Source organism: Ponticoccus sp. (in: a-proteobacteria) (assembly GCF_048381735.1).
The window spans coordinates 74,341-95,926 of the sequence record NZ_JBLXGL010000011.1 but is presented as its reverse complement, the minus strand read 5'-3'; the positions used below and the strand labels follow the sequence as shown (position 1 = coordinate 95,926).

Sequence of the window (21,586 nt, the reverse complement as noted above, 5' to 3'; positions counted from 1 at the left end):
ACCATAAAACGCGCCGTAACGGGGGCACGACATGAGCAGACGCAGGCGGAGCCTGGGCTTGATCGTCACTTTGGCGATGCTGCCCGGATGCATGAAGGAGATGGCCGAGGGCACGGTCAGCCGGTTCAGGGGACCCGACCCGGCGCCCCTGGCCAGCGCGGCCCAGGCGCAGCCCGCCGTGACCCGGCCCTCGCAGGCCTCCGAGATCATACACGCCCTGCAACTGCGTCCCTCCGCCATCGAGCCGGGCACGCCCTATGCGCGGGTCGCCGATGCCGTGATCGCCTCGGACGCCCGCGTGGCAGAGGCGGAATTGCGCGTCGCGCAACTGCGCGCAGAGGCGGCGGCGAAGAACTGGATGCCGCGGTTCGGGCCGCGCGTCTCGCTGGAGTCGCTGGGCGCCTTCGTGGCGGAACTGGTCATCAACCAGGTGCTCTTCGACAACGGGCGCAGGGTGGCGGAGCGCGATCTGGCCAAGGCCAATGTCGAGATCGCCGCCGTTGCCCTTGTCGAGGACGGCAACAGGCGGGTGGGCGACGCGCTGTCTCTGTACCTGACCGCGCAGCAGAACCGTGACCTTGCGGCGCATCTGCGGGGCGCTCTGCAAGAGATGGGCCATTTCGAATGGGTCATCCTCGAGCGCGTGAAGGGCGGTGTTTCGGACATGTCCGACCTCAACGTGGTGCGGCAAAAGCTGGCCTCGATGCGGGCCCGGTCCGGCGAGGCGCAAGAGGCCGCGGCGGTGGCGCTTGCGGAACTGAACGCCATGTCAGCACGCCCGCTGGCAGAGCTGTCCGGCATCGGCGGCCTGCGTGACCCGGGCGCCGGAGAGGCGCTGGGCGTGCTGCGAGCCCGGGCCGAACGCGAACGCACCATCGCCGAGGCGAAGATCGCCCGCGCCGGGCACCTGCCGGGCCTTGCGGCGACCGGCGCGCTTGGCCGTGACGGGCGGGTCACCGGCGGGCTGGAACTGACTACGGATTCGCTGTTTTCGCTGGGGACCATGGCAGAGTTCGAAGCCATCGAGGCGACACGGGTCAGCGCCGACCGCAGGGTGGGCGAGGCCCGCGAGGTGGCCGCGCGCCAGATCCAGTCGCAGCGTATCCAGCGCGACGCGTACCGGCGGCAAGGGCAGGAGGCGGCTGTCCTGACCGCTCAGGCCAGGACGAACCTCGACCTGTTCCGGGCGCAATACGAGGGCGGTCAGCGACAGGTCATGGATGTGGTTGGCGTCTACGAGATCTACGCCACCGCCCTGGAGGCCGAGATAGACCTGCGCTACAAGGCCGCCCGCGCGACGCTGGAACTGGCCCGCCTGCAAGGCGCGCTGGCCGAGGGGGCACGCCTGTGACGCAGGGCCTCCGGGGCATGGCCGGTCGCGCGGGGGCGGCGCTGCGCATGGTGCCGGTGCCCGCCGACAGTGTGGCGCAGGCGCCGCGCCATTCCGACCGGGCGCGGTCCCGGGCCGCGCTGATCCGGGTGCTGGCCGGGCGTCTGGGGGTCGAGGCGCGCAGCCCCGACGTGCTGGAGGCCCTGACCCGCAACGCCGGACCGAACGACAGTTTCGACGGCGATGCTCTGAAGGCCGGGGCCGAGGCAGCCGGGCTTCTGGCGCGGGTGCAGGATGTGCCGTTGCTGGAGGCCGCCGACTGGCCTGCGCTGGCGCTGATGACGAACGGGCAGGCGGTGCTGGTTCTGGCGCGCGACGGCGACTGGCTGACGATCTACGACGAGACCACCGCCTCGCGGCAGGCCGAGGTCGGGCTTGCGGAGTTCCGCGGCCCCTTCGCGGGGCAGGTGGTCCGGGCCGAGGCGCCGGTGCAGATGCTGGCCGAGATCCACGCCAGCGCCGAGGCGGAACAGCACTGGTTCTGGGGCCAGTTCGCGCCCTTCCGCCGGGCCTTTGGCGAGGTGGCGCTGGGGTCTTTGGTGGCGAACCTTCTGGCAGTCTCGGTGGCGCTGTTCAGTCTTCAGGTCTACGACCGGGTGATCCCGCACCAGTCCGAGGCGACGCTTTGGGTGCTGGCGGCGGGCGCCGCGCTGGCGCTGCTGATGGAAGGTTTCCTGAAGGTCGCGCGCTCGCGGCTGCTGGACGGGGCAGGGCGGCAGATCGAAATGGGCGCGCAGCGTCTGCTGATGGGGCGGCTGCTGGGCATGCGGTCGGATCTGGCCGGACGCTCACCCTCGCAATTGTTCTCGGCGATGCGCGACTTCGGCTCGGTGCGCGAGTTCTTCACCGCCTCGACCGTGGGGGCGATGGCGGACATCCCCTTCATCTTCGTCTTTCTCGCGCTGGTCTGGTCGATTGCCGGATCGGTGGTCTGGGTGCTGATCGCGGGCGGCATCCTGATGGTCGTGCCGGGTTTCCTGATGCAGCGCCGCATGATCCGGCTGACCAGGGAAATGCAGGGTGCCTCGACCCGGCAGGCGCGGCTGCTGATGGAGGCGGTGGGCGACCTCGACACCATCAAGACGCAGCGCGCCGAGGCCCGGTTTGCGCGGATCTGGGAAGAGCTGACCGCCGTGCAGGCGCTGAAAAGCTCGGACCAGCGGCGGCTGGCGGCCTCGCTGACCTTCTGGAGCCAGGGCCTGCAACAGGCGACCTATGTCTGTGCCGTGATCACCGGGACCTATCTGGTCTTCGCCGGAGAGTTCACCGTGGGCAGCATCCTCGCCGTCGGCATCCTGTCCTCGCGCACGCTGGCCCCGCTGACGCAGCTGTCCGGCATCCTCGCGCGCTGGGGCAACGTCAGGGCGGCGCTCGACGGTCTCGACGGGCTGGCGGGCGTGGCGCAGGACCGGGCGCCCGCGCGCAGCTACCTGCGGCGCGAAAAGCTGGAAGGCCGCTTCGAGGTGCAGGGCGCCACTTTCCGCTACGACCCCGAGGGCGCGCCGGCGGTGGATCTGCAGAACCTCGTGATCCAGCCGGGGCAGGTGCTGGCGGTGCTGGGCGCCAACGGGTCCGGCAAGTCGACGCTACTGAAGATGCTGACGGGGCTCTATGCGCCCGCCTCGGGCAAGGTGCTGGTGGACGGCACCGAGATGGGCCAGATCGAGCCGCGCGACCTGCGACGGTCGATCGGCTATCTGGGGCAGGAGGTGCGGCTGTTTCAGGGCACCCTGCGCGACAACCTGAACCTGTCGATGCTGGAGCGCGACGACGGGCGGCTGTATCAGGCGCTGGATTTCGCCGGGCTGGGTCCCTTCGTGAAGGTCCATCCCAAGGGGCTGGATCTGGATATCCGCGACGGCGGAGAGGGGCTGTCGGTGGGGCAGCGCCAGAGCATCGGCTGGGCGCGTCTGTGGTTGCAGGACCCGGAAATCTGCCTGCTGGACGAACCCACCGCCGCGCTGGACCAGACGCTGGAAAAGACGCTGATCTCGCGGCTCGAAGGCTGGCTGGCCGGGCGGACGGCGGTGATCGCCACGCACCGCGTGCCGATCCTGCAACTGGCCTCGCGCACGCTGATCCTTGCAAACGGGCGGCTGGCGGTGGACGGGCCGCGCGATCGGGTGCTCGACCACCTGCGCAGCACGCAGGGGGCCGCCTGAGATGGGCGCGGGGTCCGGCATCCCGCGTCTCGGCCCGGTCGTGGGCCTGTCGGCACTGAGGGGCCATGATCTGCGCGGCGCGCCGGTGGCCCGCGCCATGGCCCCTTGCCGCGTCCTCCGGTTCGTCCCGGTGCCGGGCGCGGGGCAAGTGCTGCGCCCAAAGCCGTCGCGGAGGCCTTCCAGATGACCCTGAGCACCACCGACCTGACCGCCCAGTTGGGCGCCCGGATGCGCGGGCCGTCGCTGACCGTCTGGCTTTGCGCCGCGACCGTTCTGGCCTTCCTCCTCTGGGCCTCGATGGCCTGGCTGGACGAGATCGTGCGCGGCGACGGAGAGATCATCAGCAGCTCGCGCCCCCAGATCATCCAGAACCTCGAAGGCGGCATCCTCTCCGAGCTGCTGGTGAAGGAGGGCGACGAGGTGCTGCGCGGCGATATCCTTGCCCGCCTGCACGGCACGCAGTTCCGGTCGTCGGTGGACGACCTGCAGGACCAGATCACCGCCCTCGAGATCCGCCGCCTGCGGCTCGAGGCCGAACTGGCGGGGGCTTCGGTCGTCGAAGTCCCCGCGCCTTTGGCAGAGCGGTCGCGTGAGCTGGTGGTCTCGGAACAGGCGCTTCTGGCGGCGCGGCAGTCGGACTACCTGTCCCGGCGCGCGGGCGCGAAACGGGTTCTGGAACAGGCCGCGTCCGAGCGCAGCCTGATGGAGAACCTGCTGGACAAGAAGGTGGTGGCGCTGATCGAGGTGACACGCGCCCGCAAGGCCCATGCCGATGCCGAGAAAGCCTTTGACGAGATCGTGACGCAGACCGAACTGGGCCGGGCCGAGGAGTATTCCGAGACGCTCAGGGAACTGGCGACGCTGCGGCAGAACCTGAAGGCCTCGCAGGATCAGCTGAACCGCACGGTGCTGACCTCGCCGATGCACGGGGTGGTGAACACGCTGTCGGTGACGACCATCGGCGGCGTCGTGCGCCCGGGCGAAGAGATCATGCAGATCATCCCCATGGACGACGAGCTGTTCGTCGAGGCGCGGGTCCGCCCCGAGGATATCGCCAATATCCGCCCGGGGCAGGAGGCGACGGTGAAACTGTCGGCCTATGACTACACCATCTACGGCACGCTCAAGGGCCGGGTTGACGTGATCTCGGCGGATACCTTCAAGGACGAGCGCCGCCCCGAGAACCAGCCGCACTACAAGGTGACGGTCCGCGTCGACCTGAACGACCTGAGCGACCGGCAGGCCGCGATGGAAATCCGCCCCGGCATGCAGGCACAGGCGGAACTGCACACCGGCGAGAAGACAGTGCTGCAATACCTGCTGAAGCCGCTCTACAAATCGCGCGAGGCCTTCCGTGAGCCCTAGGGGGGGGGGCTGACGTGCCGGTTGGGGCGGAAAGGGCGCAGAATGGCGCAGTGACAGGGGCGCGAATCTGCGCTAGGTCACCGGGCAAACGCAAATCACGGGACTTGGGACCATGGCAGAACACAAGCACGGCTCGATGGACATCACCGTCCAGGAAAAGACCTTCGAGGGCTTCATCAGTTTCACCATCCGCGCGATGATCGTGATCCTGTGCCTGGTGATCTTCATGGCGGTCTTCAACGCCTGACGCCACGCGCGCGGCGGGGCAGGATTGCCACAGGCCGCGCGCTTCTTCCCGGGATGACGCATTCGTGCCTTGGGTCCGGCGCTGTGCCGCGCGACCCTGCCCGGGAATTATAGACATGACAGGGGTGGACCTATGACGATCCGCGCGCTCTTCGCGGCCCTTGCCTGCGCCGTTCTGGTGTCGGGCTGCGCCGGCAATGTGTCGGGGCCGAACGCCACCGCGGAAGAGGCGGCGCGCGCCGCCTATCGCCACGACGGCCCGTCCGAGATCACGCTGTACACGATGATCAACAACCGCAGCGACTCGGGCGCTCATACGGCGATGATGATCAATGCACCCTCGCAGCGGGTGGTCTTCGACCCCGCCGGGTCCGTGCGCTTCCAGAGCGTGCCAGAGATCGACGATGTCCTCTACGGCATCACACCCGAGGTCGAGGAGGTCTTTGAAAGCGCCCATGCGCGCGAGACCTATCGCGTGCGCATCCAGAAGACGACCGTGGCGCCCGAGGTGGCGGAACGCGCCCTTCAGCTGGTGCAGGGCCACGGTGCCGTGCCTGCCGCGCAGTGCAGCAAGGCGACCTCTGGCATCCTGCGGCAACTGCCGGGATTCCAGAACATCGGGTCGCAATGGTATCCCAACAAGCTTGCCGATGACTTCTCTCGCCTGCCCGGCGTCACGGAACGGGTGCGCCGCGAGATGGACGACGACGACAAGAGCCTTGCGGTGAAGGCCTATGAAGAGCGCAAGCGGAACGCGCGGCTGGCCCTTACCGCAGAGGGGTGAGGGTAGGGCGGACCCGTCCGCAGCCTTCATGAAAGGCTAACGGGTTTCCCCCTCCCGACCGCCCTCTACAGTCGGGCGATTCGGTGAACATCCGGTTGAAAGCTGTGTCCCGCGCGGGCCGCGTGTCGGCGCCGGGGGCAGCCCTTGGGCCCCCGAAAGCCCCCCGTCTGGCAGCAGCGTGCCCCTCGGGCGAGGCGTCCCGCAGGCCGATAGACGGTAAAGCGTTCCGCCTCTCCCCTGTGACGCCGAGTGCCTGCCGCGCTCTCGGGGCATTGGTGTCACGGGATGCCTCAGGTTCCGGCGTGTCGCCGTAGCCACCCCGAACCCAGGGTCCTCAGGTCGAAACACGCTCTGCCCCGACAGGCGCGGCGTCGCGTCGGCGTCGGTCTGTTCGCGGCGGGGGAAAGGCCCTCAGGACCCCAGCCAGGCCCCGCCCAGCATGACCGCCGCCCCGATGCCCATGGCCGCGTAGAGGTTCTTTGTCAGGTAGCCCACGGCCAGCGTCAGGAAGGCCGCCGAGAGGCGCAGCGGGTCGGTTTCGCCCTCCGTCGCTTTGGGCCAGAGCACCAGCGGCGCCACCAGCGCGGGCATGACCGCGACGGCGGTGTAGCGCAGGTGGCGCAGCAGCCAGGGCGGCATGGCCCGGTCGCCCACCAGCCCCAGAAACACGAAGCGCAACGCGAAGGATCCGACCCCCAGCGCGGCGATGACGATCCAGAGTGCTGACTTATCCACGGGCTGCCTCCCGCATCTCGACACGGCGTTCGACCTCGGCCCCCGCCAGCATCCCGAGCGCCGCCGCAACCATCAGGCCAAGGTTGTAGGGCAGCCCGGCCAGGGCCAGCGCCGCCAGCGCCGCGACCAGCGCGGCCACCCGATGCGCGCCGGTGCGCAGGGCCGGGCCGAGCATCGCGAGGAAGGCCAGCGGCAGCACGAAATCAAGGCCGAGGCCCGGCGGAAAGGTCTCTCCGACCAGCGCGCCGATGACGGTGAAGGCGTACCACGGCGGGCAGATCGGCGTCGCGACCCCCATGAAATAGGCGTAGCGCTCAGCCCGTGTCATCTCTGGCCGCTTCTCGTATTCGATGGCCGCGGCAGCGTAGGTCTGATCGACAAGGAAATAGGCCGCGAGGATCCGCTTCTTCAGGCTCAGCCCGCCGAGGTAGGGCGTGATAGAGGCGGAATACATCGCCATCCGCAGGTTCACCGCCAGGGCCGAGGCGATCACGATCAGCGTCGGCGCCTGTTCGGACATCAGTTGCAACGCGGTGAACTGCGCGGCGCCCGCGATCACGACGATGGAAAAGCCCAGCGATTCCAGTACCGTCAGCCCGGCCTCTGTCGCCAGAACGCCGAAGAGCACGGCAAAGGGGCCGACCACCATCAGGAAGGGCAGCCCGTCGCGGACACCGCGCCAGTAGCTTGACTTCACCCCGCCATTTGCCATGACTGACCCCCGATCCTGTTGCCCTCTTGCCCTATCCAAGGCCTCGACCAGATGCAATCGCCCGCCTCCGACTACCTCATCGCACCGCTTGCCGGGGACCGCCGCCTGACGCGCAGCGTCTCGGGCACCGACCATACCGGCGCCGCGATCGAGACAGCAGTGGTCGAGGAGCGCCCGCTGACGATCTACCTGAACCGGCAGGAGATCGTGACCGCCATGACCATCGGCGATTACCCCGAGTACCTGGCGCTGGGATTCCTGCGCAATCAGGGGATGCTGGGCGACGATGAGACCGTGACCGGCGTGGACTACGACGAAGAGCTGGAAACTGTGGTCGTCCGCACCGCCTCCGAGACCACCTACGAGGAAAAGCTGCAAAAGAAGACCCGCACCTCGGGCTGCGCCGTGGGCACGGTCTTCGGCGACATGATGGAGGGGCTGGAAGCGGTGACCCTGCCGCCCGCGCCGGTGCGGACCTCTTGGCTGTACGCCCTGGCGGCCAGGATCAACACCACGCCCTCGCTGTATCTGGAGGCCGGGGCGATCCATGGCACGGTGCTCTGTCAGGGCGACCGCCCGCTGGTCTACATGGAGGACGTGGGCCGCCACAACGCGGTCGACAAGATCGCCGGGTGGATGTTCCGCGAAGGCGTCTCGCCCGACGACAAGATCCTCTACACCACCGGGCGGCTGACCTCCGAGATGGTGATCAAGACCGCGCTGATGGGCATTCCGGTGCTGGCCTCGCGGTCGGGCTTTACGGCCTGGGGGGTCGAGATCGCGCGGCAGGTCGGCCTCACCTGCATCGGGCGGATGCGCGGCAAGCGCTTTGTCTGCCTCGCGGGCGAGGAACGCCTGATCCGCGACATCGACCCGGACGCGGTGCCGGAAGAAGACCGCAAGTCCCGCCGCAAGAGTGCGGAATGACCGGGGCGGGTGCTGTCCGCGGGCCAGGCCCCGTGCCGCGCCCGGCACAGCCCTTGACGGCGGAGGCCCCGGGTCTTCACACTGCCTGTCCGGCTGGCGGCGGCCAGCGTCCCGGCAGGGCGGGGGTGCGCGCCGGAATAGCGGAGGCAGCGGCATGAAGGACGACATGGACAGCGACACAAGACTGCGGGAGGCCATCGCCGCCGCCCGCGACTTCATCCGCGACCGCCAGCGCGGCGACTGGCACTCGGTCGCCTCCGTGGTGCTGACCGCCTCGGGCAGGCGCTACATCGGCATGAACCTCGACAGCACGCTGCCGCGCGCCAGCATCTGCGCCGAACCGGTGGCCATCGGCATGGCCAAGGCCGCCGACCCGGACGATGTCGTGATCTTCTGCGGCGCGGTCAATCGGCGCGGAGAGGTCATCCCGCCCTGCGGATCCTGCCGCGAGCTGATGCTGGATTACGCGGCGGGCGCGCTGGTGGCGGTGCCCGATGGCGAGGACATGGCCTTTCGCCCGCTCTCGGACCTGATACCCACCGCTTACAAGGACGGGAAGCGCAAGCCGTGAAACAACCACTTGGCGTCATACTCGCGGGCGGGCTGGCCACGCGCATGGGCGGCGGCGACAAGGCGCTGCTGAGCCTTGGCGGGCGGAGCCTTCTGGACCGGGTGACCGAACGGCTGGCGCCGCAGGTCGGTGCGGTGCTTCTGAACGCCAATGGCGATGCGGCGCGCTTTGCCGCCTCCGGCCTGCCGGTGCGCCCCGATCCGCTGCCGGATTTCCCCGGGCCGCTGGCGGGGGTTCTGGCGGGGCTGGACTGGGCCGCTGAACAGGGCGCCGAGGCGGTGGTCAGCGTCGCCGCCGACACGCCCTTCTTTCCCGAAGACCTCGTGCCGCGTCTGCTGCTGGCCGCCGAGGGGCAGGCCCATCCGCTGGTGCTGGCCGCGACCGAGGGCGAGGCCGAGACCCGCAGCCGCGCCCGCTCGGGCCTGATCCGGCACCCGACCTTCGGTCTCTGGCCGGTGGCGCTGCGCGACGACCTGCGCGCGTCCCTGCGGGACGGGCTGCGCAAGGTCGTTCTGTGGACGGAACGCCACGGCGGGCGCGAGACGGTCTTTCCCGCGGCGGGCTTCGACCCCTTCTTCAACATCAACACCCCCGAGGATCTCTCGCGGGCGGAGGCCATGCTGTGAATGTCTACGGAGTCACCGGCTGGAAGAACGGCGGCAAGACCGGCCTGATGGAGCGGCTGATCGGCCATTTCGTCGCCAGGGGCCTGCGGGTCAGCACGATCAAGCACGCGCATCACAGCTTTGACGTCGATCACCCCGGCACCGACAGCCACCGCCACCGGGTGGCGGGGGCCTCCGAGGTGGTGCTGGCCTCGGCCCGCCGGGCGGCGCGGATGACCGAGCTGGCCGAGGGAGAGGAGCCTTCGCTGGCAGCGCTGCTGGCGGGTCTGGGGCCCTGCGACCTGGTGCTGGTCGAGGGCTACAAACGCGATGGCCACCCCAAGATAGAGGCCTTTCGCGCCGCCCCCGGCAATCCGCTGATCGCGCCGGGCGATCCGACGGTCCGCGCGGTGGCCAGCGATGTGCCGCTGGAGATCGACCGCCCGGTCTTCGACCTGAACGATACCGCCTCGATCGCCGATTTCATCGCCCGCGACCTGGGGTTGGACGAAGAGCCAGAGGCCCGGCAGGCGCCGGACGAGTCCGGCGGGCTGAAGCCGCCGCCGCTGACAAACGATTGCTTTGCCCTGCCGCGAGGGGTGTCCTGGACCCCGGTGGACGAGGCGCTGGCGCATCTGCGCGCGGGACTGCGCCCGGTCACGGCGGTCGAGACGGTGCCGCTGTCCGCCGCCAGCGGGCGCGTGCTGGCAGAGGAGATCACGGCCCGGCGCGCCAACCCGCCGCATCCCAACACCGCCGTCGATGGCTACGGTTTCGCGGTGGAGTCCCTGCCCGGGACGGAAGAGGTCGTCCTGCCGCTGGTGCCCGGGCGGGCCGCTGCGGGCGCGCCCTTTGCGGGCGCCGTGCCGGCGGGCCAGGCGGTGCGCGTCCTGACCGGGGCCTTGCTGCCCGAGGGCGTCGATACGGTGGTGCTGGAGGAAGACACCCGCACCGACGGGGCGCGGCTGGCCTTCCGCCTGCCGGTGAAGCCGGGGGCCAATACCCGCCCTGCGGGCGAGGACATGCAGGCGGGGGCGCCCTGCCTGCAGGCGGGCCGCCTGCTGACCCCCGCCGACCTCGCGCTTGCCGCCGCCACCGGGCACGGGGCGCTGCCGGTGCGGGCGACGCTGCGGGTCGGTGTGCTGTCGACCGGGGACGAGATCGTGGCGCCGGGCACGGCGGCCCGGGTCTCGCAGACCTATGACGCCAACCGGCCCATGCTGCTGGCGCTGCTGGCGCGCTTCGGTCACGAGGCGGTGGACCTTGGCCATGTCGGCGATGACCGGGCTGCGCTGCGGGCGCGGCTGGACGGGGCGGACGTGGACGCGGTGCTGACCTCGGGCGGGGCCTCTGCCGGGGACGAGGACCATGTCTCGGCGCTGTTGCGCGAGGCGGGGGCGCTGAACGACTGGCGGATCGCGCTGAAGCCGGGGCGGCCGCTGGCCCTGGGCTTGTGGAACCGGAAGACCCCCGTCTTCGGCCTTCCGGGCAACCCGGTGGCGGCCTTCGTCTGCACGCTGATCTTCGCGCGGCCCGCGCTGGCATTGCTGGCGGGGGCCGACTGGTCCGAGCCGCAGGGCTTCGACGTGCCCGCGGGGTTCTCGAAGCGCAAGAAACCGGGGCGGCGCGAATACCTGCGCGCACGCATTCGCGACGGACGGGCCGAGGTCTTCCGGTCGGAAGGATCGGGCCGCGTTTCCGGGCTGAGCTGGGCCGAGGGGCTGGTGGAACTGCCCGACGGCGCCATGATCGTCGAGCCGGGTGTGCCGGTGCGCTACATCCCCTTCGGGTCCTTCGGGCTGTAGGGGATGCGTCCGGTTTCGCCGCGCCGATGCCCGGCGACCGGTCGGGGGCTCTGCCCGTCGCCATCGTCGCCCGGACCGATGGCGCCAGGATGGCGACCCCCGAGGTATTTGCAAGACCGAAGAAGGGGGCGGTGCGCTTGAGCCGGGGGGCTGCGGCGGCTTGCGCGGGGCGCGTCGCCCCGTGGGGCAGCGGGATCGGCGGGAGGCTTCGCGGTTCGAGGCCCGGTCACGCATCGGGGGCTTGCGCTTGGCTGCCGGGGGCTGTGTTCAGTCGAAGGTGCCCGCGACCCGGCCCAGCAGCATGAAGGCGCGGGCGGTGCGGGTGGCGGAGAAGGCGGTGATCTCTTCGTCCGTCGCCTGCTCTGCGAAACTGGTGAACTGCTGGTCGAAGCGGCGCAGGAAGTGGTGCGCGGCGTCGCGGAAGATCGGGTCCTCCTTCATCCGTCCCGCCGTCAGGGCGATGGCAGAGCGGTCGTGGATGCCGCCCAGCCCGGCGATGGCGCGTCCGCGGGCGCCCGCGGCGAAGCTGCGCCAGGTCTCGGGGCGGGCCATGTCGGGCCGCAGGTCGTCCATGTAGACGCTGTTCTCGGACAGCAGCGTCAGCACATCCTGCGAGGCCTGGATCAGCTTGGCGGCGTTGCGGTCCTTGAGCGCGCGGCGCAGGGCGGCGAAGCCGGCCTTGTCCTCTGCGGTTTCCGGGAAGTGCAGGGCGGATATGAAATCGGCCTTCGACAGGGGCGGCTGCATGGCCTCGGCGGGTGTGCCGAGCGACAGCATCTGCTGGTCATCGGCACCGCGCGGCGGCGGCGGGGCGGAGACCGAAGCCTGTTCGGCGGTGCGGACGCCGCCGACCATGGCCAGCGTCGCCTCGAAATTGCGCTGGGCGCCTGCGATCTCGTCCAGCCGCTTCATGATGGCGGGGTGGGGCGGTTCGCCCTTGCCGCCCTGCGACTGGGCGATATAGGCCTGCCGGAGCGCGTCGATGGAGGCCTGAAGCCGCGCGCTTTCGTCCCGCATGATCCGCGCCGAGCGGGCCGCCAGCGCCGCCACCCAGATCAGGCAGACCGGCAGCACGACGATCATCAGCACCAGCAGGAAATGCATGCCGCCGGTCGCGGCCCCGGCATCGCCAAGCAGGAAAAAGCCTCCCGACAGGGCCAGCCAGAGCACCGTCGCCGCCGTCGCCGCGATCTCGATCGGCGTCACGCCCTCGACACTGCGGGTGTAGAACCCCGGCATCGTCGGGCGGGCTTCCCTTGTCTCGGCCATGGCGCCCCCGTTGCCCCTATTTGAATGAGACGGAAAGGATTTCGTAGGATTTCTCGCCGCCCGGCGTGCGGACCTCGACGCTGTCGCCTTCTTCCTTGCCGATCAGGGCGCGGGCGATGGGCGATTTGACGTTCAGCAGGCCCTTCTCGATCGAGGCCTCGTGCTCGCCGACGATCTGCCAGGTCTTTTCCTCGTCGGTGTCCTCGTCCACCAGGGTGACCGTGGCGCCGAACTTGACCGCGCCGGACAGGGTTGTCGGGTCGATCACCTCGGCCAGCCCGATGACGCCTTCAAGCTCCTTGATGCGTCCTTCGATAAAGCCCTGCTTCTCGCGCGCCGAATGGTATTCGGCGTTCTCCTTCAGGTCGCCCAGTTCGCGCGCCTCGGCAATCGCCTGGATGACCGACGGCCGCTCGACGGACTTGAGCTGCTTCAATTCGCGTTCGAGCGCGGTGAAACCCGCGCGGGTGATCAGGATCTTTTCCATGGGGTGCCTGTCGCCTTGGAAACCAGAGTTTCGGGAGTTTTGCCGCCCGTGAGGCGGATGTAAAGCCACGTGGCCTAACCCGCCAGAAGGATTTTTGCAACCTGCAAAGGACTGCCCAGCCGCGCGGCCCTGGGGCCAGAGGAGGCCTCTGTGCAAGGCCGCGCGGCTGGGCGGATATCCGCGCGACCGGAGAGCCGGGGGCGCGGGGCGCGGGATAGCCACCGGGTCGGGCTGGCAGTCTTTGACGGCACGCCTATGTCTTGCCGGCGGTCGCAGGGGAGCGGCCCGCGCTTTGCCCCTGCATCGGCCAAGACAGCGGCGCAGGGCGTGCAAAAAGCGGCGCGCCGGGACCGCTTTGGGCGCTAACGGGCGACACGACGCCGTGTTCCGATTGACCCGTGCCGCGCTGCCGCGCTAACTCCCTTTGAAATTTTGTTTCGCAAACCCATCGGAAGGGAGAGGCCACATGACGGACATGCAGCGGGAGTCGATGGAATATGATGTCGTGATCGTGGGGGGCGGCCCCGCGGGCCTGTCGGCCGCGATCCGCCTGAAGCAACTCGACGCCGATCTGCAGGTCGTCCTGCTGGAGAAGGGCTCCGAGGTTGGCGCGCATATCCTGTCGGGTGCGGTGCTGGATCCCTGCGGGCTGGATGCGCTGATCCCCGACTGGAAGGAGAAGGGCGCGCCGATCACCGTGCCGGTGCGCGAGGACAATTTCTACATGCTGGGCGAGGCCGGGCAGGTGCGCGTGCCGAACTGGCCGATGCCCAAGCTGATGAACAACCACGGCAACTACATCGTCTCGATGGGCAATGTCTGCCGCTGGATGGCCGAACAGGCCGAGGCGCTGGGTGTCGAGATCTTCCCGGGCATGGCCTGCTCGGAACTCGTCTACGGCGAGAACGGCGAAGTGCGCGGCGTGGTCGCGGGCGAGTTTGGCAAGAACCCCGACGGCAGCAAGGGCGACGGCTACGAGCCGGGGATGGAGCTTCTGGGCAAATACGTCTTCCTCGGCGAGGGCGTGCGCGGGTCGCTGTCCAAGGAGGTGATCGGCAAGTTCAACCTGTCCGAGGGGCACGAGCCGCAGAAATTCGGCCTTGGCATGAAGGAGATCTGGGAGATCGACCCGGCCAAGCACCGCGAGGGCACCGTCACCCATACGATGGGCTGGCCGCTGGGCGCGAACGCCGGGGGCGGGTCCTTCATCTATCACCTTGAGAACAATCAGGTCTACGTGGGCTTCGTCGTCCACCTGAACTACAAGAACCCCTACCTTTACCCCTACATGGAATTCCAGCGCTTCAAGCACCACCCGATGGTGGCCGAGCTGCTGAAGGGCGGCAAGCGCGTGGCCTATGGCGCGCGGGCGATCAGCGAGGGCGGTTACCAGTCGATGCCCAAGATGGTTGCGCCCGGCGTGGCGCTGCTGGGCTGTTCTGTCGGCATGGTCAACGTGCCGCGCATCAAGGGCAACCACAACGCCATGCTGTCCGGCAAGGCGGCGGCAGAGGCGGCACATGCGGCGATCCAGGCGGGCCGCGCCTCGGACGAGCTGACCGCCTACGAGACCGAGGTGCGCGAGGGCGCCATCGGCAAGGACCTGAAGAAGGTGCGCAACGTCAAGCCGCTGTGGTCGAAATACGGCCTGACCGCCTCGCTGACGCTGGGCGGTTTCGACATGTGGACGAATGAACTGCTGGGCCTGTCGCTCTTCGGGACGCAGAAGCACGGCAAGTCCGATGCCGAGGCGACCGGCAAGGTCTTTGCCCACAAGCCCATCGACTACCCCAAGCCCGACGGCACGCTGTCCTTCGACCGGCTGACCAACGTCTCGTTCAGCTTCACCAACCACGAGGAAAGCCAGCCCGCGCATCTGACGCTGAAGAACGCAGAGGTTCCGATTGCCGAGAACCTGCCGAACTACGACGAACCGGCGCAGCGCTACTGCCCGGCGGGCGTCTACGAGGTGGTGCGCGAAGAGGGCAAGGAGCCGCGCTTCGTCATCAACTTCCAGAACTGTGTGCACTGCAAGACCTGCGACATCAAGGATCCCAGCCAGAACATCCACTGGACCGTGCCGCAGGGTGGGGACGGGCCGAACTACCCCAATATGTAAGAGGTTTGACCTTTTCTTAAACAATCGGGCGCAGTGTCTGCATGGGGGTCGGGGCGCGACAGGCGGCCCCGGCCCGGGCAGGCAGGGTGACGATGTGGAAAGGCTGCCGCGTGCTTCGGGGCGCCTTGGCAGGCGCGGCATGGTCGAGGCCTGGCGGGGCAGGCGCGGCCCGGCCCCGGACCCGCCCGCATGGGGCGCGGAGGGCGGGGCTCACGCAAACGTGCGGGTGTGGGGGCAGGCCCGGGCCCATGGGATGGGGATTGTCGCGATTGCACCACGGCCCCGGGGCCGCTAGGCTTTCGCGCACAGACCAACGGAGGCATTCATCGTGGCAGCTATGGCAAACGGACTTCGCGCGGGCCTTGCGGCCCTGTTCCTTGCGGCCCCGCTGCCGGTGGCGGCAAACGGGATCGCCGGGGATTACCTTGCCGCGCGGCAGGCCAGCTTCCACGGCGATTTCAAGTCGGCGGCGCATTACTACGGCCGCGCGCTGGCCTTCGATCCGGGGCGCCCCGAACTGCTGGAACTCGGCATTCTCGCGAACCTCTCGCTGGGCGAGATCGACCGCGCCTCGACGCTGGCCGACCGCATGCAGCAGGACGGCTACGCCAGCCAGATCGCGCAGATGGCGATTATCGCCCGGGATGCGCGGGCCGAGAACTACGGCCCGATCCTGAAGGCCATCGAGGACAAGCGCGGCGCCGGTCCGCTGGCCGACGGGCTGATCAAGGCATGGGCGCAGCTGGGCCAGGGCGACATGAGCGCCGCGATCCTCGCCTTCGACGAGGTCGCCAAGGTGCCGGGGCTGGCCTCTTTCTCGACCTATCACAAGGCGCTGGCGCTGGCCTCGGTCGGCGATTTCGACAGCGCCAACGCGCTGTTTTCCGGGGACGGGACATCCGGCATGGCCTCGACCCGGCGCGGCGTCATCGCCCGGCTTCAGATCCTCAGCCAGCTCGACCAGAACAAGGAGGCGCTGAGCCTTCTGGACACCGCCTTCGGGCGCAATCTGGACCCGGGTCTGGAACAGATCCGCGACAGCCTGGCCGGGGGGGACAAGCTGGCCTTCACGCAGGTCGGCTCGCCGCGCGACGGCATGGCCGAGGTGTTCTATACCCTCGGCGGCGCGCTCTCGAACGAGGGCAGCGACGACCTGACCCTGCTGTACGTGCAGATGGCCACCTACCTTCGGGAAGACCATATCGACGCGCTGCTGCTGACCGCCGAGATCCTCGCCGACATGGGCCAGTACGATCTGGCCGTCGCCACCTACAAGCGCGTTCCGCAGGACGACAGCGCCTGGCACGCTGCGGTTCTCGGGCAGGCCGATGCGCTGCGCGATCAGGACAAGCCGGGAGAGGCGATTGCCCTGCTGGAAGGCATGGCCGAGGATCATGCGGATCTGCCCTCGCTCTACAGCACGCTGGGCGACCTCTACCGGGAGGAAGAGCGGCTGACGGACGCGACAGAGGCCTATTCCAAGGCCATCGACGCCTTTCAGGAGGAAACCGCGCGCCAGTGGTTCCTCTATTACGCCCGCGCCATCACCTATGAGCGGCAGGACAAGTGGCCCGAGGCAGAGGCCGATTTCCGCAAGGCGCTGGAGCTGAACCCCGAGCAGCCGCAGGTGCTGAACTACCTTGGCTATTCGCTGGTCCAGAAAGAGCTGAAGCTCGACGAGGCGTTGGACATGATCGAACGCGCCGTCGCGGCGCGCCCCGATTCGGGCTACATCGTCGACAGCCTCGGCTGGGTGCTCTACCGCCTTGGCCGCTACGAAGAGGCGGTGCCGCATATGGAGCACGCGGCGGAACTGATGCCCATCGACCCCATCGTGAACGACCACCTTGGCGACGTCTACTGGGCCGTTGGGCGCCAGCGCGAGGCCGAATTCATGTGGAAACGCGCGCTGTCCTTCGCGGATATGAGCGATTCCGCCGAAGAGGCCGACGTCGACCGCATTCGCCGCAAGATCGAGCTGGGACTGGATGCGGTCCTGTCCGAGGATGGAGAACCGCCGCTGTTGAGGGCCGATGCCTCCGAGTAGCGCCTTCGCGCCGGCCAAGGTCAACCTGACGCTGCATGTGACCGGCCTGCGGGCCGATGGCTTCCACCTGCTGGACAGCCTCGTGATGTTTGCCGATGTAGGCGACCGCGTCACTGTCGCCGATGCGCCCGAGATGCGCCTGACCGTGACCGGCCCCCGCGCCGCCGGTGTGCCCGAGGATGCGCGCAACCTGTGCTGGAAGGCGGCGGAGTGGTTCGGCTGCGCCGTGGCGATCACGCTGGACAAGCACCTGCCCGCCGCCGCCGGGATCGGCGGGGGATCGTCCGACGCCGCCGCGGTTCTGCGCGCGATGCAGGACCTCTACGGCAGGCCCTTCCCCGTCGAGGGGCTGGAAAGGCTGGGCGCCGATGTGCCGGTCTGCAGCCTGGGGCACGCCGCCCGGATGACCGGAATCGGCGAAGGGGTGCTGCCGCTGACCATGGCGCCGATGCAGGCGGTGCTGGTGAACCCGGGCGTGGACGTGCCCACGCCACAGGTATTCAAGGCGCTGACCTGCAAGGACAATCCCCCGATGTACGCGATGCCGGAGGACGGCGGAACGCCCGCCGCGATCGCCTGGCTGAAAACGCAGCGCAACGACCTGCAGGCCCCCGCCATCGCCGTGCAGCCGGTCATTGCCGAGGTGCTTGCGGCGCTCACGGCGACCCCCGGCGCGCGCCTTGCCCGTATGTCCGGATCGGGCGCCACCTGCTTTGCGCTCTACGACGACCGCGCCACGGCAGAGACCGCCGCAGCGGCCCTGCGCCTGAAGCACCCCGGCTGGTGGATCACCGCCGCAACGCTCAGCTGACGCGGCTGACCACGTAGTCGCTGAGGTCGATCAGCAGGTCCCGCATCTCGCCAGAGGGCAGGCGCCCCATGGCCGCGCGCGCCTTCTCGGCCCAGGCCAGCGCCTCTTGCCGGGTGGCTTCCAGCGCACCGTGCCGGTTCAGAAGCGCCAGCGCGTGCTCCAGATCGCCATCGCGCTGGTCGCCCTTTTCGATCACCCGCTTCCAGAAGGCGCGCTCTTCCTCGTCCGCAGCGGCGAAGGCCTTGATCAGCGGCAGCGTCAGCTTGCGTTCGCGGAAGTCGTCGCCGACGTTCTTGCCGGTGGCATCGCCGCCCCAGTAATCCAGCAGGTCGTCGACAATCTGGAAGGCGATCCCCAGCGCGTCGCCGTAATCGAACAGCGCCTGCACCTCGTCCTCGGGGCGTGCGGCGATCACGCCGCCCACCTCGGTCGCCGCCGAGAACAGCGCCGCCGTCTTGCCGCGCACCACCTGCAGGTAGATCGCTTCGGTCGTGCTCAGATCCTGCGCCGCAGTCAGTTGCAGCACTTCGCCCTCGGCGATGGTCGCCGCCGCGTCGGACAGGATGCGCAGCACCCGCAGGTTGCCGGTCTCGGTCATCAACTGGAACGACCGCGCAAAGAGATAGTCGCCGACAAGCACCGACGACTTGTTGTCCCACAGCAGGTTGGCCGTCGGACGCCCGCGCCGCTTGGCGCTTTCGTCGACCACGTCGTCATGCAGCAGCGTCGCGGTGTGGATGAACTCCACCGTCGCGGCTAGATGGGTGTGGTAGGGCCCGTCGTAGCCGCACAGGCGCGCCGAGGCGAGCGTCAGCAGGGGCCGCAGCCGCTTGCCCCCGGCCTCGACCAGATGCGCGGTCACCTCGGGGATGCGCGGCGCGTGCTTCGAAGCCATCCGCTCGCGGATCAGCGCGTTGACCTGCGCCAGGTCATCGGCCAGCAGCTGGGCCAGCCGCTCATGCGGTTTCGACAGGCTCGTGTCCAAACTCATCAATCTCCCCTGCAAGGCTCGACAAGGGCCGGGCCCTGTCCTTACATCGCGCTCATGGAAGAGCTCTTGCGCACCAACGACATCACCCTGATCCCGCTGGTCCGGTCCATTCTGGACGGTGAGGATATAGACAGCTTTGAATTGGACGTAAACATGAGCGTCCTCGAAGGCTCCATTGGCATATTGCCGCGCCGCCTGATGGTGCGCCGCGATCAGGCCGAGGCCGCCCGGCGCCTGCTGCGCGAGGCCGGGGTGCGGTTTGAGGACTGACCCCTTCGCCGAGGCGGATCTGACCCGCGACGCCATGCTGGGGCGGCGGGTGCATGTCTTCCAGCCACGCGAAGGGTATCGCGCGGGCACCGATCCGGTGCTGCTGGCGGCGGCTGTCGCGGTGGCACCCGGTCAGGCGGTGCTGGAACTGGGCTGCGGCGCGGCGCCGGCGCTCTGCTGTCTGGGCGTGCGGGTGCCGGGGCTGCGGCTGGCGGGGCTCGAGCTGCAGCCGGGCTATGCCGCGCTGGCTCGCCGGAACCTGTCCGAGAACGGGCTGGCCGGCGACATCTGGGAAGGCGATCTGGCCGCGCCGCCCGCCGCCATGCGGGCCGAACGGTTCGACGCGGTGATCGCCAACCCGCCCTATTTCGAGGCCCGCCGCCGCGTGCCCGCCAGCGATACGGCGCGCGAGGTCGCCCGCGCCGGGGAAACCCCGCTCGAGACATGGGTCGCGACGGCCTCGCGCCGGCTGAAGCCGCGCGGCTTCGCAACCTTCATCCAGCGGGCCGAGCGGCTGCCCGAACTGCTGGCGGCGCTGGACCGGCACCTGGGTGCCCTGGAGCTGTGGCCGCTGCTGCCGCGCGAGGGCAGGGCGCCCCGGCTGATTCTCGCCCGCGCCCGCAAGGAGGGCCGGGCAGAGTTCCGCTTCCACGCTCCGGCGGTGATCCATGCCTTCGACAGCCACGAAAGCTGCGGCAATCGATACACGGATCGCTTCGAAGGCGTCTTCAGGCGAGGAGAGCCGCTTATTTTCCCGGCAAAATTGCGCTGAGAAAGCGCGTTTTGTTACATTTGTGTGAAAACATGCTGCACTCGCAGCGTGACTTGTGTCTTTTGATGTGCTGGACTGAAGGCCTCACCCCACTCGTAAGGAGGATCCCATGAGCTTGAGTTCGCACCTGCAGGAACTGAAGAAGAAGCATCAGTCGTTGTCGACAGCCGTTGAACAGGCGCAGCGCGCCCCCGGGATCGACGACCTGCACATCGCGGATCTTAAGAAGCAGAAGCTGCGGATCAAGGAAGAGATCACGCGCCTCTCCTCTGGGGTGCCCGCCTAGGCGGCCCATCCCCGGACCTGTCCGCCTCAGGGCAGGTCCGTTTCGGAAACCAGCGTCCTGCCCGCCCGGTCCCGCGCGCAGCACCCTGATTTCCCTCCCATAGCCCGCGCCCTTCTTCGGTCTTCCAAATACCTCGGGGGGCGAAGCGGGGGCAGAGCCCCCTCCGCCCCCTCGGCCCTCAATCCGGGATCGGTTCCAGAACCTTCTCCAGCGTGTCGCGCAGATGCGCATGCTGCCGCGGCAGCTTCAGGGCCTCGCCCAGATGCGCGGCGTCCTCGTCGCGGTCGAAGCCCGGCTCGTTGGTTGCCACCTCGAACAGCACCCCGCCCGGCGAGCGGAAGTAAATGGCCCAGAAATAGTCGCGGTCGATCACCGGGGTCACGTCGTAGCCGGTGTCGATCAGCGCCTTGCGCACCTCCAGCTGGGCGGCGCGGTCGTCCACGGAAAAGGCGATGTGGTGCACACTGCCCGCGCCCTGTCCGGCGGGGGCGGCGTCGACCTCGGTGATGTCCACCACCTGCGCGGCATTGCCGCCCGCCACCCGGAACCGCGTGACGGTGTCGGCGCTGTCGTCCTTCTGATACCCCATGAAGCCCAGCAGTTCCGCGCTCGCCGCCGCGCCGCGCGGGTCCAGCCGCATGTCGACCGAGTGAAAGCCCCGGATCGCCACGTCTGCGGGCACATCCTCGGCGGCCCATGGCGCGCGGTCGTCGTCTCGCGCCACCAGCGCAAAGCCGTCGCCATCCGGGCCCTTGAACAGCAGGCGCTCTTCACCCAGCCGCTGGCTGCGGGCCAGCCCCTCGATGCCGCGGCCCGACAGGCGCTCTTCCCACCAGGGCAGGGCGTCCCTGGGCACGGCAAAGGCGGTGGTCCCGACCTCACCTGCCCCGGGGCGTCCGCGCCGCGCGCCGGGGAAGGGGAAATAGGTCATGACGGTGCCCGGCGTGCCCATCTCGTCGCCGTAATACAGGTGATAGACGTCCGGCGCGTCGAAGTTCACGGTCTTCTTCACCCGGCGCAGGCCAAGGGTGTTGGTGAAGAACTGGTTGTTGGTCCGCGCCCCGCTGGCCAGCGAGGTCACATGGTGCAATCCGTTGATCTGTTTCAGCATGGCGCTTCTCCTCTTTGATCTACGGATATAGCGCGCCTGAGACTGGGAAAAGACGCACATGAGCGGCCTGTTGGTGCGCTGGCGCACAAAAAAGGCCCCGACCGAGAGGGGCGGGGCCTAT

21 protein-coding genes are annotated in these 21,586 nt (G+C 69.0%); 15 read left to right on the top strand and 6 right to left on the bottom strand.

Going from position 1 to position 21,586, the window contains the following annotated elements:
- Positions 1 to 31: 31 nt before the first annotated feature.
- From ACN5KJ_RS16930 to ACN5KJ_RS16910, 5 genes are all read left to right on the top strand, one after another.
- Complete coding sequence (locus ACN5KJ_RS16930) at positions 32 to 1,351, top strand: TolC family protein (protein WP_418595134.1); 1,320 nt, start codon at positions 32 to 34, stop codon at positions 1,349 to 1,351.
- 17 nt (positions 1,352 to 1,368) lie between these two features.
- Positions 1,369 to 3,552, top strand: coding sequence for an ATP-binding cassette domain-containing protein (locus ACN5KJ_RS16925; RefSeq protein ID WP_418595187.1), 2,184 nt, complete (start codon positions 1,369 to 1,371; stop codon positions 3,550 to 3,552).
- Positions 3,553 to 3,735: 183 nt separating this feature from the next.
- On the top strand, positions 3,736 to 4,917 hold the full coding sequence (locus ACN5KJ_RS16920; protein ID WP_418595133.1) for an HlyD family type I secretion periplasmic adaptor subunit: 1,182 nt from the start codon (positions 3,736 to 3,738) through the stop codon (positions 4,915 to 4,917).
- Positions 4,918 to 5,029: 112 nt separating this feature from the next.
- The gene (locus ACN5KJ_RS16915) at positions 5,030 to 5,164 is read left to right on the top strand and encodes an aa3-type cytochrome c oxidase subunit IV (protein ID WP_023848087.1); all 135 of its coding nucleotides are present in this window, start codon (positions 5,030 to 5,032) and stop codon (positions 5,162 to 5,164) included.
- 132 nt (positions 5,165 to 5,296) lie between these two features.
- Positions 5,297 to 5,947: a hypothetical protein gene (locus tag ACN5KJ_RS16910; protein ID WP_418595132.1), complete on the top strand. Its 651-nt coding sequence runs from the start codon at positions 5,297 to 5,299 to the stop codon at positions 5,945 to 5,947.
- Positions 5,948 to 6,358: 411 nt separating this feature from the next.
- Here ACN5KJ_RS16910 and ACN5KJ_RS16905 read toward each other — a convergent pair whose 3' ends face one another.
- Both ACN5KJ_RS16905 and ACN5KJ_RS16900 read right to left on the bottom strand, forming a co-directional pair.
- Positions 6,359 to 6,682 (bottom strand): AzlD domain-containing protein, encoded by a 324-nt coding sequence (locus tag ACN5KJ_RS16905; RefSeq protein ID WP_418595131.1) that lies wholly within the window; start codon positions 6,680 to 6,682, stop codon positions 6,359 to 6,361.
- The gene (locus tag ACN5KJ_RS16900; RefSeq protein WP_347166721.1) at positions 6,675 to 7,394 is read right to left on the bottom strand and encodes an AzlC family ABC transporter permease; all 720 of its coding nucleotides are present in this window, start codon (positions 7,392 to 7,394) and stop codon (positions 6,675 to 6,677) included. The genes ACN5KJ_RS16905 and ACN5KJ_RS16900 overlap by 8 nt, the downstream gene beginning before the upstream one ends.
- Before the next feature lie 51 nt (positions 7,395 to 7,445).
- On the opposite strand from ACN5KJ_RS16900, the gene ACN5KJ_RS16895 reads away from it, so the two are divergent.
- The 4 genes from ACN5KJ_RS16895 to ACN5KJ_RS16880 all read left to right on the top strand — a co-directional run bounded on the left by ACN5KJ_RS16895 (position 7,446) and on the right by ACN5KJ_RS16880 (position 11,302).
- Positions 7,446 to 8,321 (top strand): formate dehydrogenase accessory sulfurtransferase FdhD, encoded by an 876-nt coding sequence (locus tag ACN5KJ_RS16895; protein WP_418595130.1) that lies wholly within the window; start codon positions 7,446 to 7,448, stop codon positions 8,319 to 8,321.
- A gap of 154 nt (positions 8,322 to 8,475) precedes the next feature.
- Entirely contained in the window at positions 8,476 to 8,892 is a 417-nt protein-coding gene (locus tag ACN5KJ_RS16890; RefSeq protein ID WP_347166722.1) for a hypothetical protein, read from the top strand.
- Entirely contained in the window at positions 8,889 to 9,518 is a 630-nt protein-coding gene (gene mobA / locus ACN5KJ_RS16885; RefSeq protein WP_418595129.1) for a molybdenum cofactor guanylyltransferase MobA, read from the top strand. The genes ACN5KJ_RS16890 and mobA overlap by 4 nt, the downstream gene beginning before the upstream one ends.
- The gene (locus tag ACN5KJ_RS16880; protein ID WP_418595128.1) at positions 9,515 to 11,302 is read left to right on the top strand and encodes a bifunctional molybdopterin-guanine dinucleotide biosynthesis adaptor protein MobB/molybdopterin molybdotransferase MoeA; all 1,788 of its coding nucleotides are present in this window, start codon (positions 9,515 to 9,517) and stop codon (positions 11,300 to 11,302) included. The genes mobA and ACN5KJ_RS16880 overlap by 4 nt, the downstream gene beginning before the upstream one ends.
- Before the next feature lie 267 nt (positions 11,303 to 11,569).
- Here the strand turns inward: ACN5KJ_RS16880 and ACN5KJ_RS16875 are convergent, their stop codons facing one another.
- Positions 11,570 to 12,571 carry a hypothetical protein gene (locus tag ACN5KJ_RS16875; RefSeq protein ID WP_418595127.1) on the bottom strand — a complete coding sequence of 334 codons (1,002 nt, stop codon included), beginning with the start codon at positions 12,569 to 12,571 and terminating at the stop codon, positions 11,570 to 11,572.
- A 16-nt stretch (positions 12,572 to 12,587) separates the two neighbouring features.
- A complete protein-coding gene (gene greA / locus ACN5KJ_RS16870; protein WP_206565238.1) occupies positions 12,588 to 13,058 on the bottom strand; it encodes a transcription elongation factor GreA in 471 nt (156 codons plus the stop codon).
- A gap of 466 nt (positions 13,059 to 13,524) precedes the next feature.
- Between greA and ACN5KJ_RS16865 the strand changes: the two genes are divergently transcribed.
- The 3 genes from ACN5KJ_RS16865 (at position 13,525) to ACN5KJ_RS16855 (ending at position 18,035) form a co-directional block, all read left to right on the top strand.
- A complete protein-coding gene (locus tag ACN5KJ_RS16865) occupies positions 13,525 to 15,177 on the top strand; it encodes a 4Fe-4S dicluster domain-containing protein (RefSeq protein ID WP_418595126.1) in 1,653 nt (550 codons plus the stop codon).
- Between the two features lie 337 nt (positions 15,178 to 15,514).
- On the top strand, positions 15,515 to 17,224 hold the full coding sequence (locus ACN5KJ_RS16860) for a tetratricopeptide repeat protein (protein WP_418595186.1): 1,710 nt from the start codon (positions 15,515 to 15,517) through the stop codon (positions 17,222 to 17,224).
- Entirely contained in the window at positions 17,211 to 18,035 is an 825-nt protein-coding gene (locus ACN5KJ_RS16855) for a 4-(cytidine 5'-diphospho)-2-C-methyl-D-erythritol kinase (protein ID WP_418595125.1), read from the top strand. Before ACN5KJ_RS16860 ends, ACN5KJ_RS16855 begins: the two co-directional genes overlap by 14 nt.
- Here ACN5KJ_RS16855 and ACN5KJ_RS16850 read toward each other — a convergent pair.
- Positions 18,028 to 19,026, bottom strand: coding sequence for a polyprenyl synthetase family protein (locus ACN5KJ_RS16850; RefSeq protein ID WP_418595124.1), 999 nt, complete (start codon positions 19,024 to 19,026; stop codon positions 18,028 to 18,030). The two genes, ACN5KJ_RS16855 and ACN5KJ_RS16850, sit on opposite strands and share 8 nt — an antisense overlap.
- A 54-nt stretch (positions 19,027 to 19,080) precedes the next feature.
- Here ACN5KJ_RS16850 and ACN5KJ_RS16845 point away from each other — a divergent pair, with 54 nt between their 5' ends.
- The 3 genes from ACN5KJ_RS16845 (at position 19,081) to ACN5KJ_RS16835 (ending at position 20,354) form a co-directional block, all read left to right on the top strand.
- Complete coding sequence (locus ACN5KJ_RS16845; protein ID WP_347166727.1) at positions 19,081 to 19,296, top strand: DUF2007 domain-containing protein; 216 nt, start codon at positions 19,081 to 19,083, stop codon at positions 19,294 to 19,296.
- Positions 19,286 to 20,068, top strand: coding sequence for a tRNA1(Val) (adenine(37)-N6)-methyltransferase (locus ACN5KJ_RS16840; RefSeq protein ID WP_418595123.1), 783 nt, complete (start codon positions 19,286 to 19,288; stop codon positions 20,066 to 20,068). Before ACN5KJ_RS16845 ends, ACN5KJ_RS16840 begins: the two co-directional genes overlap by 11 nt.
- Positions 20,069 to 20,177: 109 nt before the next feature.
- Positions 20,178 to 20,354, top strand: coding sequence for a DUF465 domain-containing protein (locus tag ACN5KJ_RS16835; RefSeq protein WP_206565247.1), 177 nt, complete (start codon positions 20,178 to 20,180; stop codon positions 20,352 to 20,354).
- 178 nt (positions 20,355 to 20,532) lie between these two features.
- Here ACN5KJ_RS16835 and ACN5KJ_RS16830 read toward each other — a convergent pair whose 3' ends face one another.
- The gene (locus ACN5KJ_RS16830; protein WP_418595122.1) at positions 20,533 to 21,465 is read right to left on the bottom strand and encodes a VOC family protein; all 933 of its coding nucleotides are present in this window, start codon (positions 21,463 to 21,465) and stop codon (positions 20,533 to 20,535) included.
- Positions 21,466 to 21,586 lie beyond the last annotated feature (121 nt).

Coding starts and splice junctions, on each gene's coding strand:
- ACN5KJ_RS16900 (WP_347166721.1), bottom strand. CDS start 7,394: ATGGCAAATGGCGGGGTGAAGTCAAGCTACTGGCGCGGTGTCCGCGAC.
- ACN5KJ_RS16895 (WP_418595130.1), top strand. CDS start 7,446: ATGCAATCGCCCGCCTCCGACTACCTCATCGCACCGCTTGCCGGGGAC.
- ACN5KJ_RS16915 (WP_023848087.1), top strand. CDS start 5,030: ATGGCAGAACACAAGCACGGCTCGATGGACATCACCGTCCAGGAAAAG.
- ACN5KJ_RS16890 (WP_347166722.1), top strand. CDS start 8,476: ATGAAGGACGACATGGACAGCGACACAAGACTGCGGGAGGCCATCGCC.
- ACN5KJ_RS16920 (WP_418595133.1), top strand. CDS start 3,736: ATGACCCTGAGCACCACCGACCTGACCGCCCAGTTGGGCGCCCGGATG.
- ACN5KJ_RS16865 (WP_418595126.1), top strand. CDS start 13,525: ATGACGGACATGCAGCGGGAGTCGATGGAATATGATGTCGTGATCGTG.
- ACN5KJ_RS16860 (WP_418595186.1), top strand. CDS start 15,515: ATGGCAAACGGACTTCGCGCGGGCCTTGCGGCCCTGTTCCTTGCGGCC.
- ACN5KJ_RS16930 (WP_418595134.1), top strand. CDS start 32: ATGAGCAGACGCAGGCGGAGCCTGGGCTTGATCGTCACTTTGGCGATG.
- ACN5KJ_RS16850 (WP_418595124.1), bottom strand. CDS start 19,026: ATGAGTTTGGACACGAGCCTGTCGAAACCGCATGAGCGGCTGGCCCAG.
- ACN5KJ_RS16925 (WP_418595187.1), top strand. CDS start 1,369: ATGGCCGGTCGCGCGGGGGCGGCGCTGCGCATGGTGCCGGTGCCCGCC.
- ACN5KJ_RS16875 (WP_418595127.1), bottom strand. CDS start 12,571: ATGGCCGAGACAAGGGAAGCCCGCCCGACGATGCCGGGGTTCTACACC.
- ACN5KJ_RS16855 (WP_418595125.1), top strand. CDS start 17,211: ATGCCTCCGAGTAGCGCCTTCGCGCCGGCCAAGGTCAACCTGACGCTG.
- ACN5KJ_RS16845 (WP_347166727.1), top strand. CDS start 19,081: ATGGAAGAGCTCTTGCGCACCAACGACATCACCCTGATCCCGCTGGTC.
- ACN5KJ_RS16835 (WP_206565247.1), top strand. CDS start 20,178: ATGAGCTTGAGTTCGCACCTGCAGGAACTGAAGAAGAAGCATCAGTCG.
- ACN5KJ_RS16910 (WP_418595132.1), top strand. CDS start 5,297: ATGACGATCCGCGCGCTCTTCGCGGCCCTTGCCTGCGCCGTTCTGGTG.
- ACN5KJ_RS16830 (WP_418595122.1), bottom strand. CDS start 21,465: ATGCTGAAACAGATCAACGGATTGCACCATGTGACCTCGCTGGCCAGC.
- greA (WP_206565238.1), bottom strand. CDS start 13,058: ATGGAAAAGATCCTGATCACCCGCGCGGGTTTCACCGCGCTCGAACGC.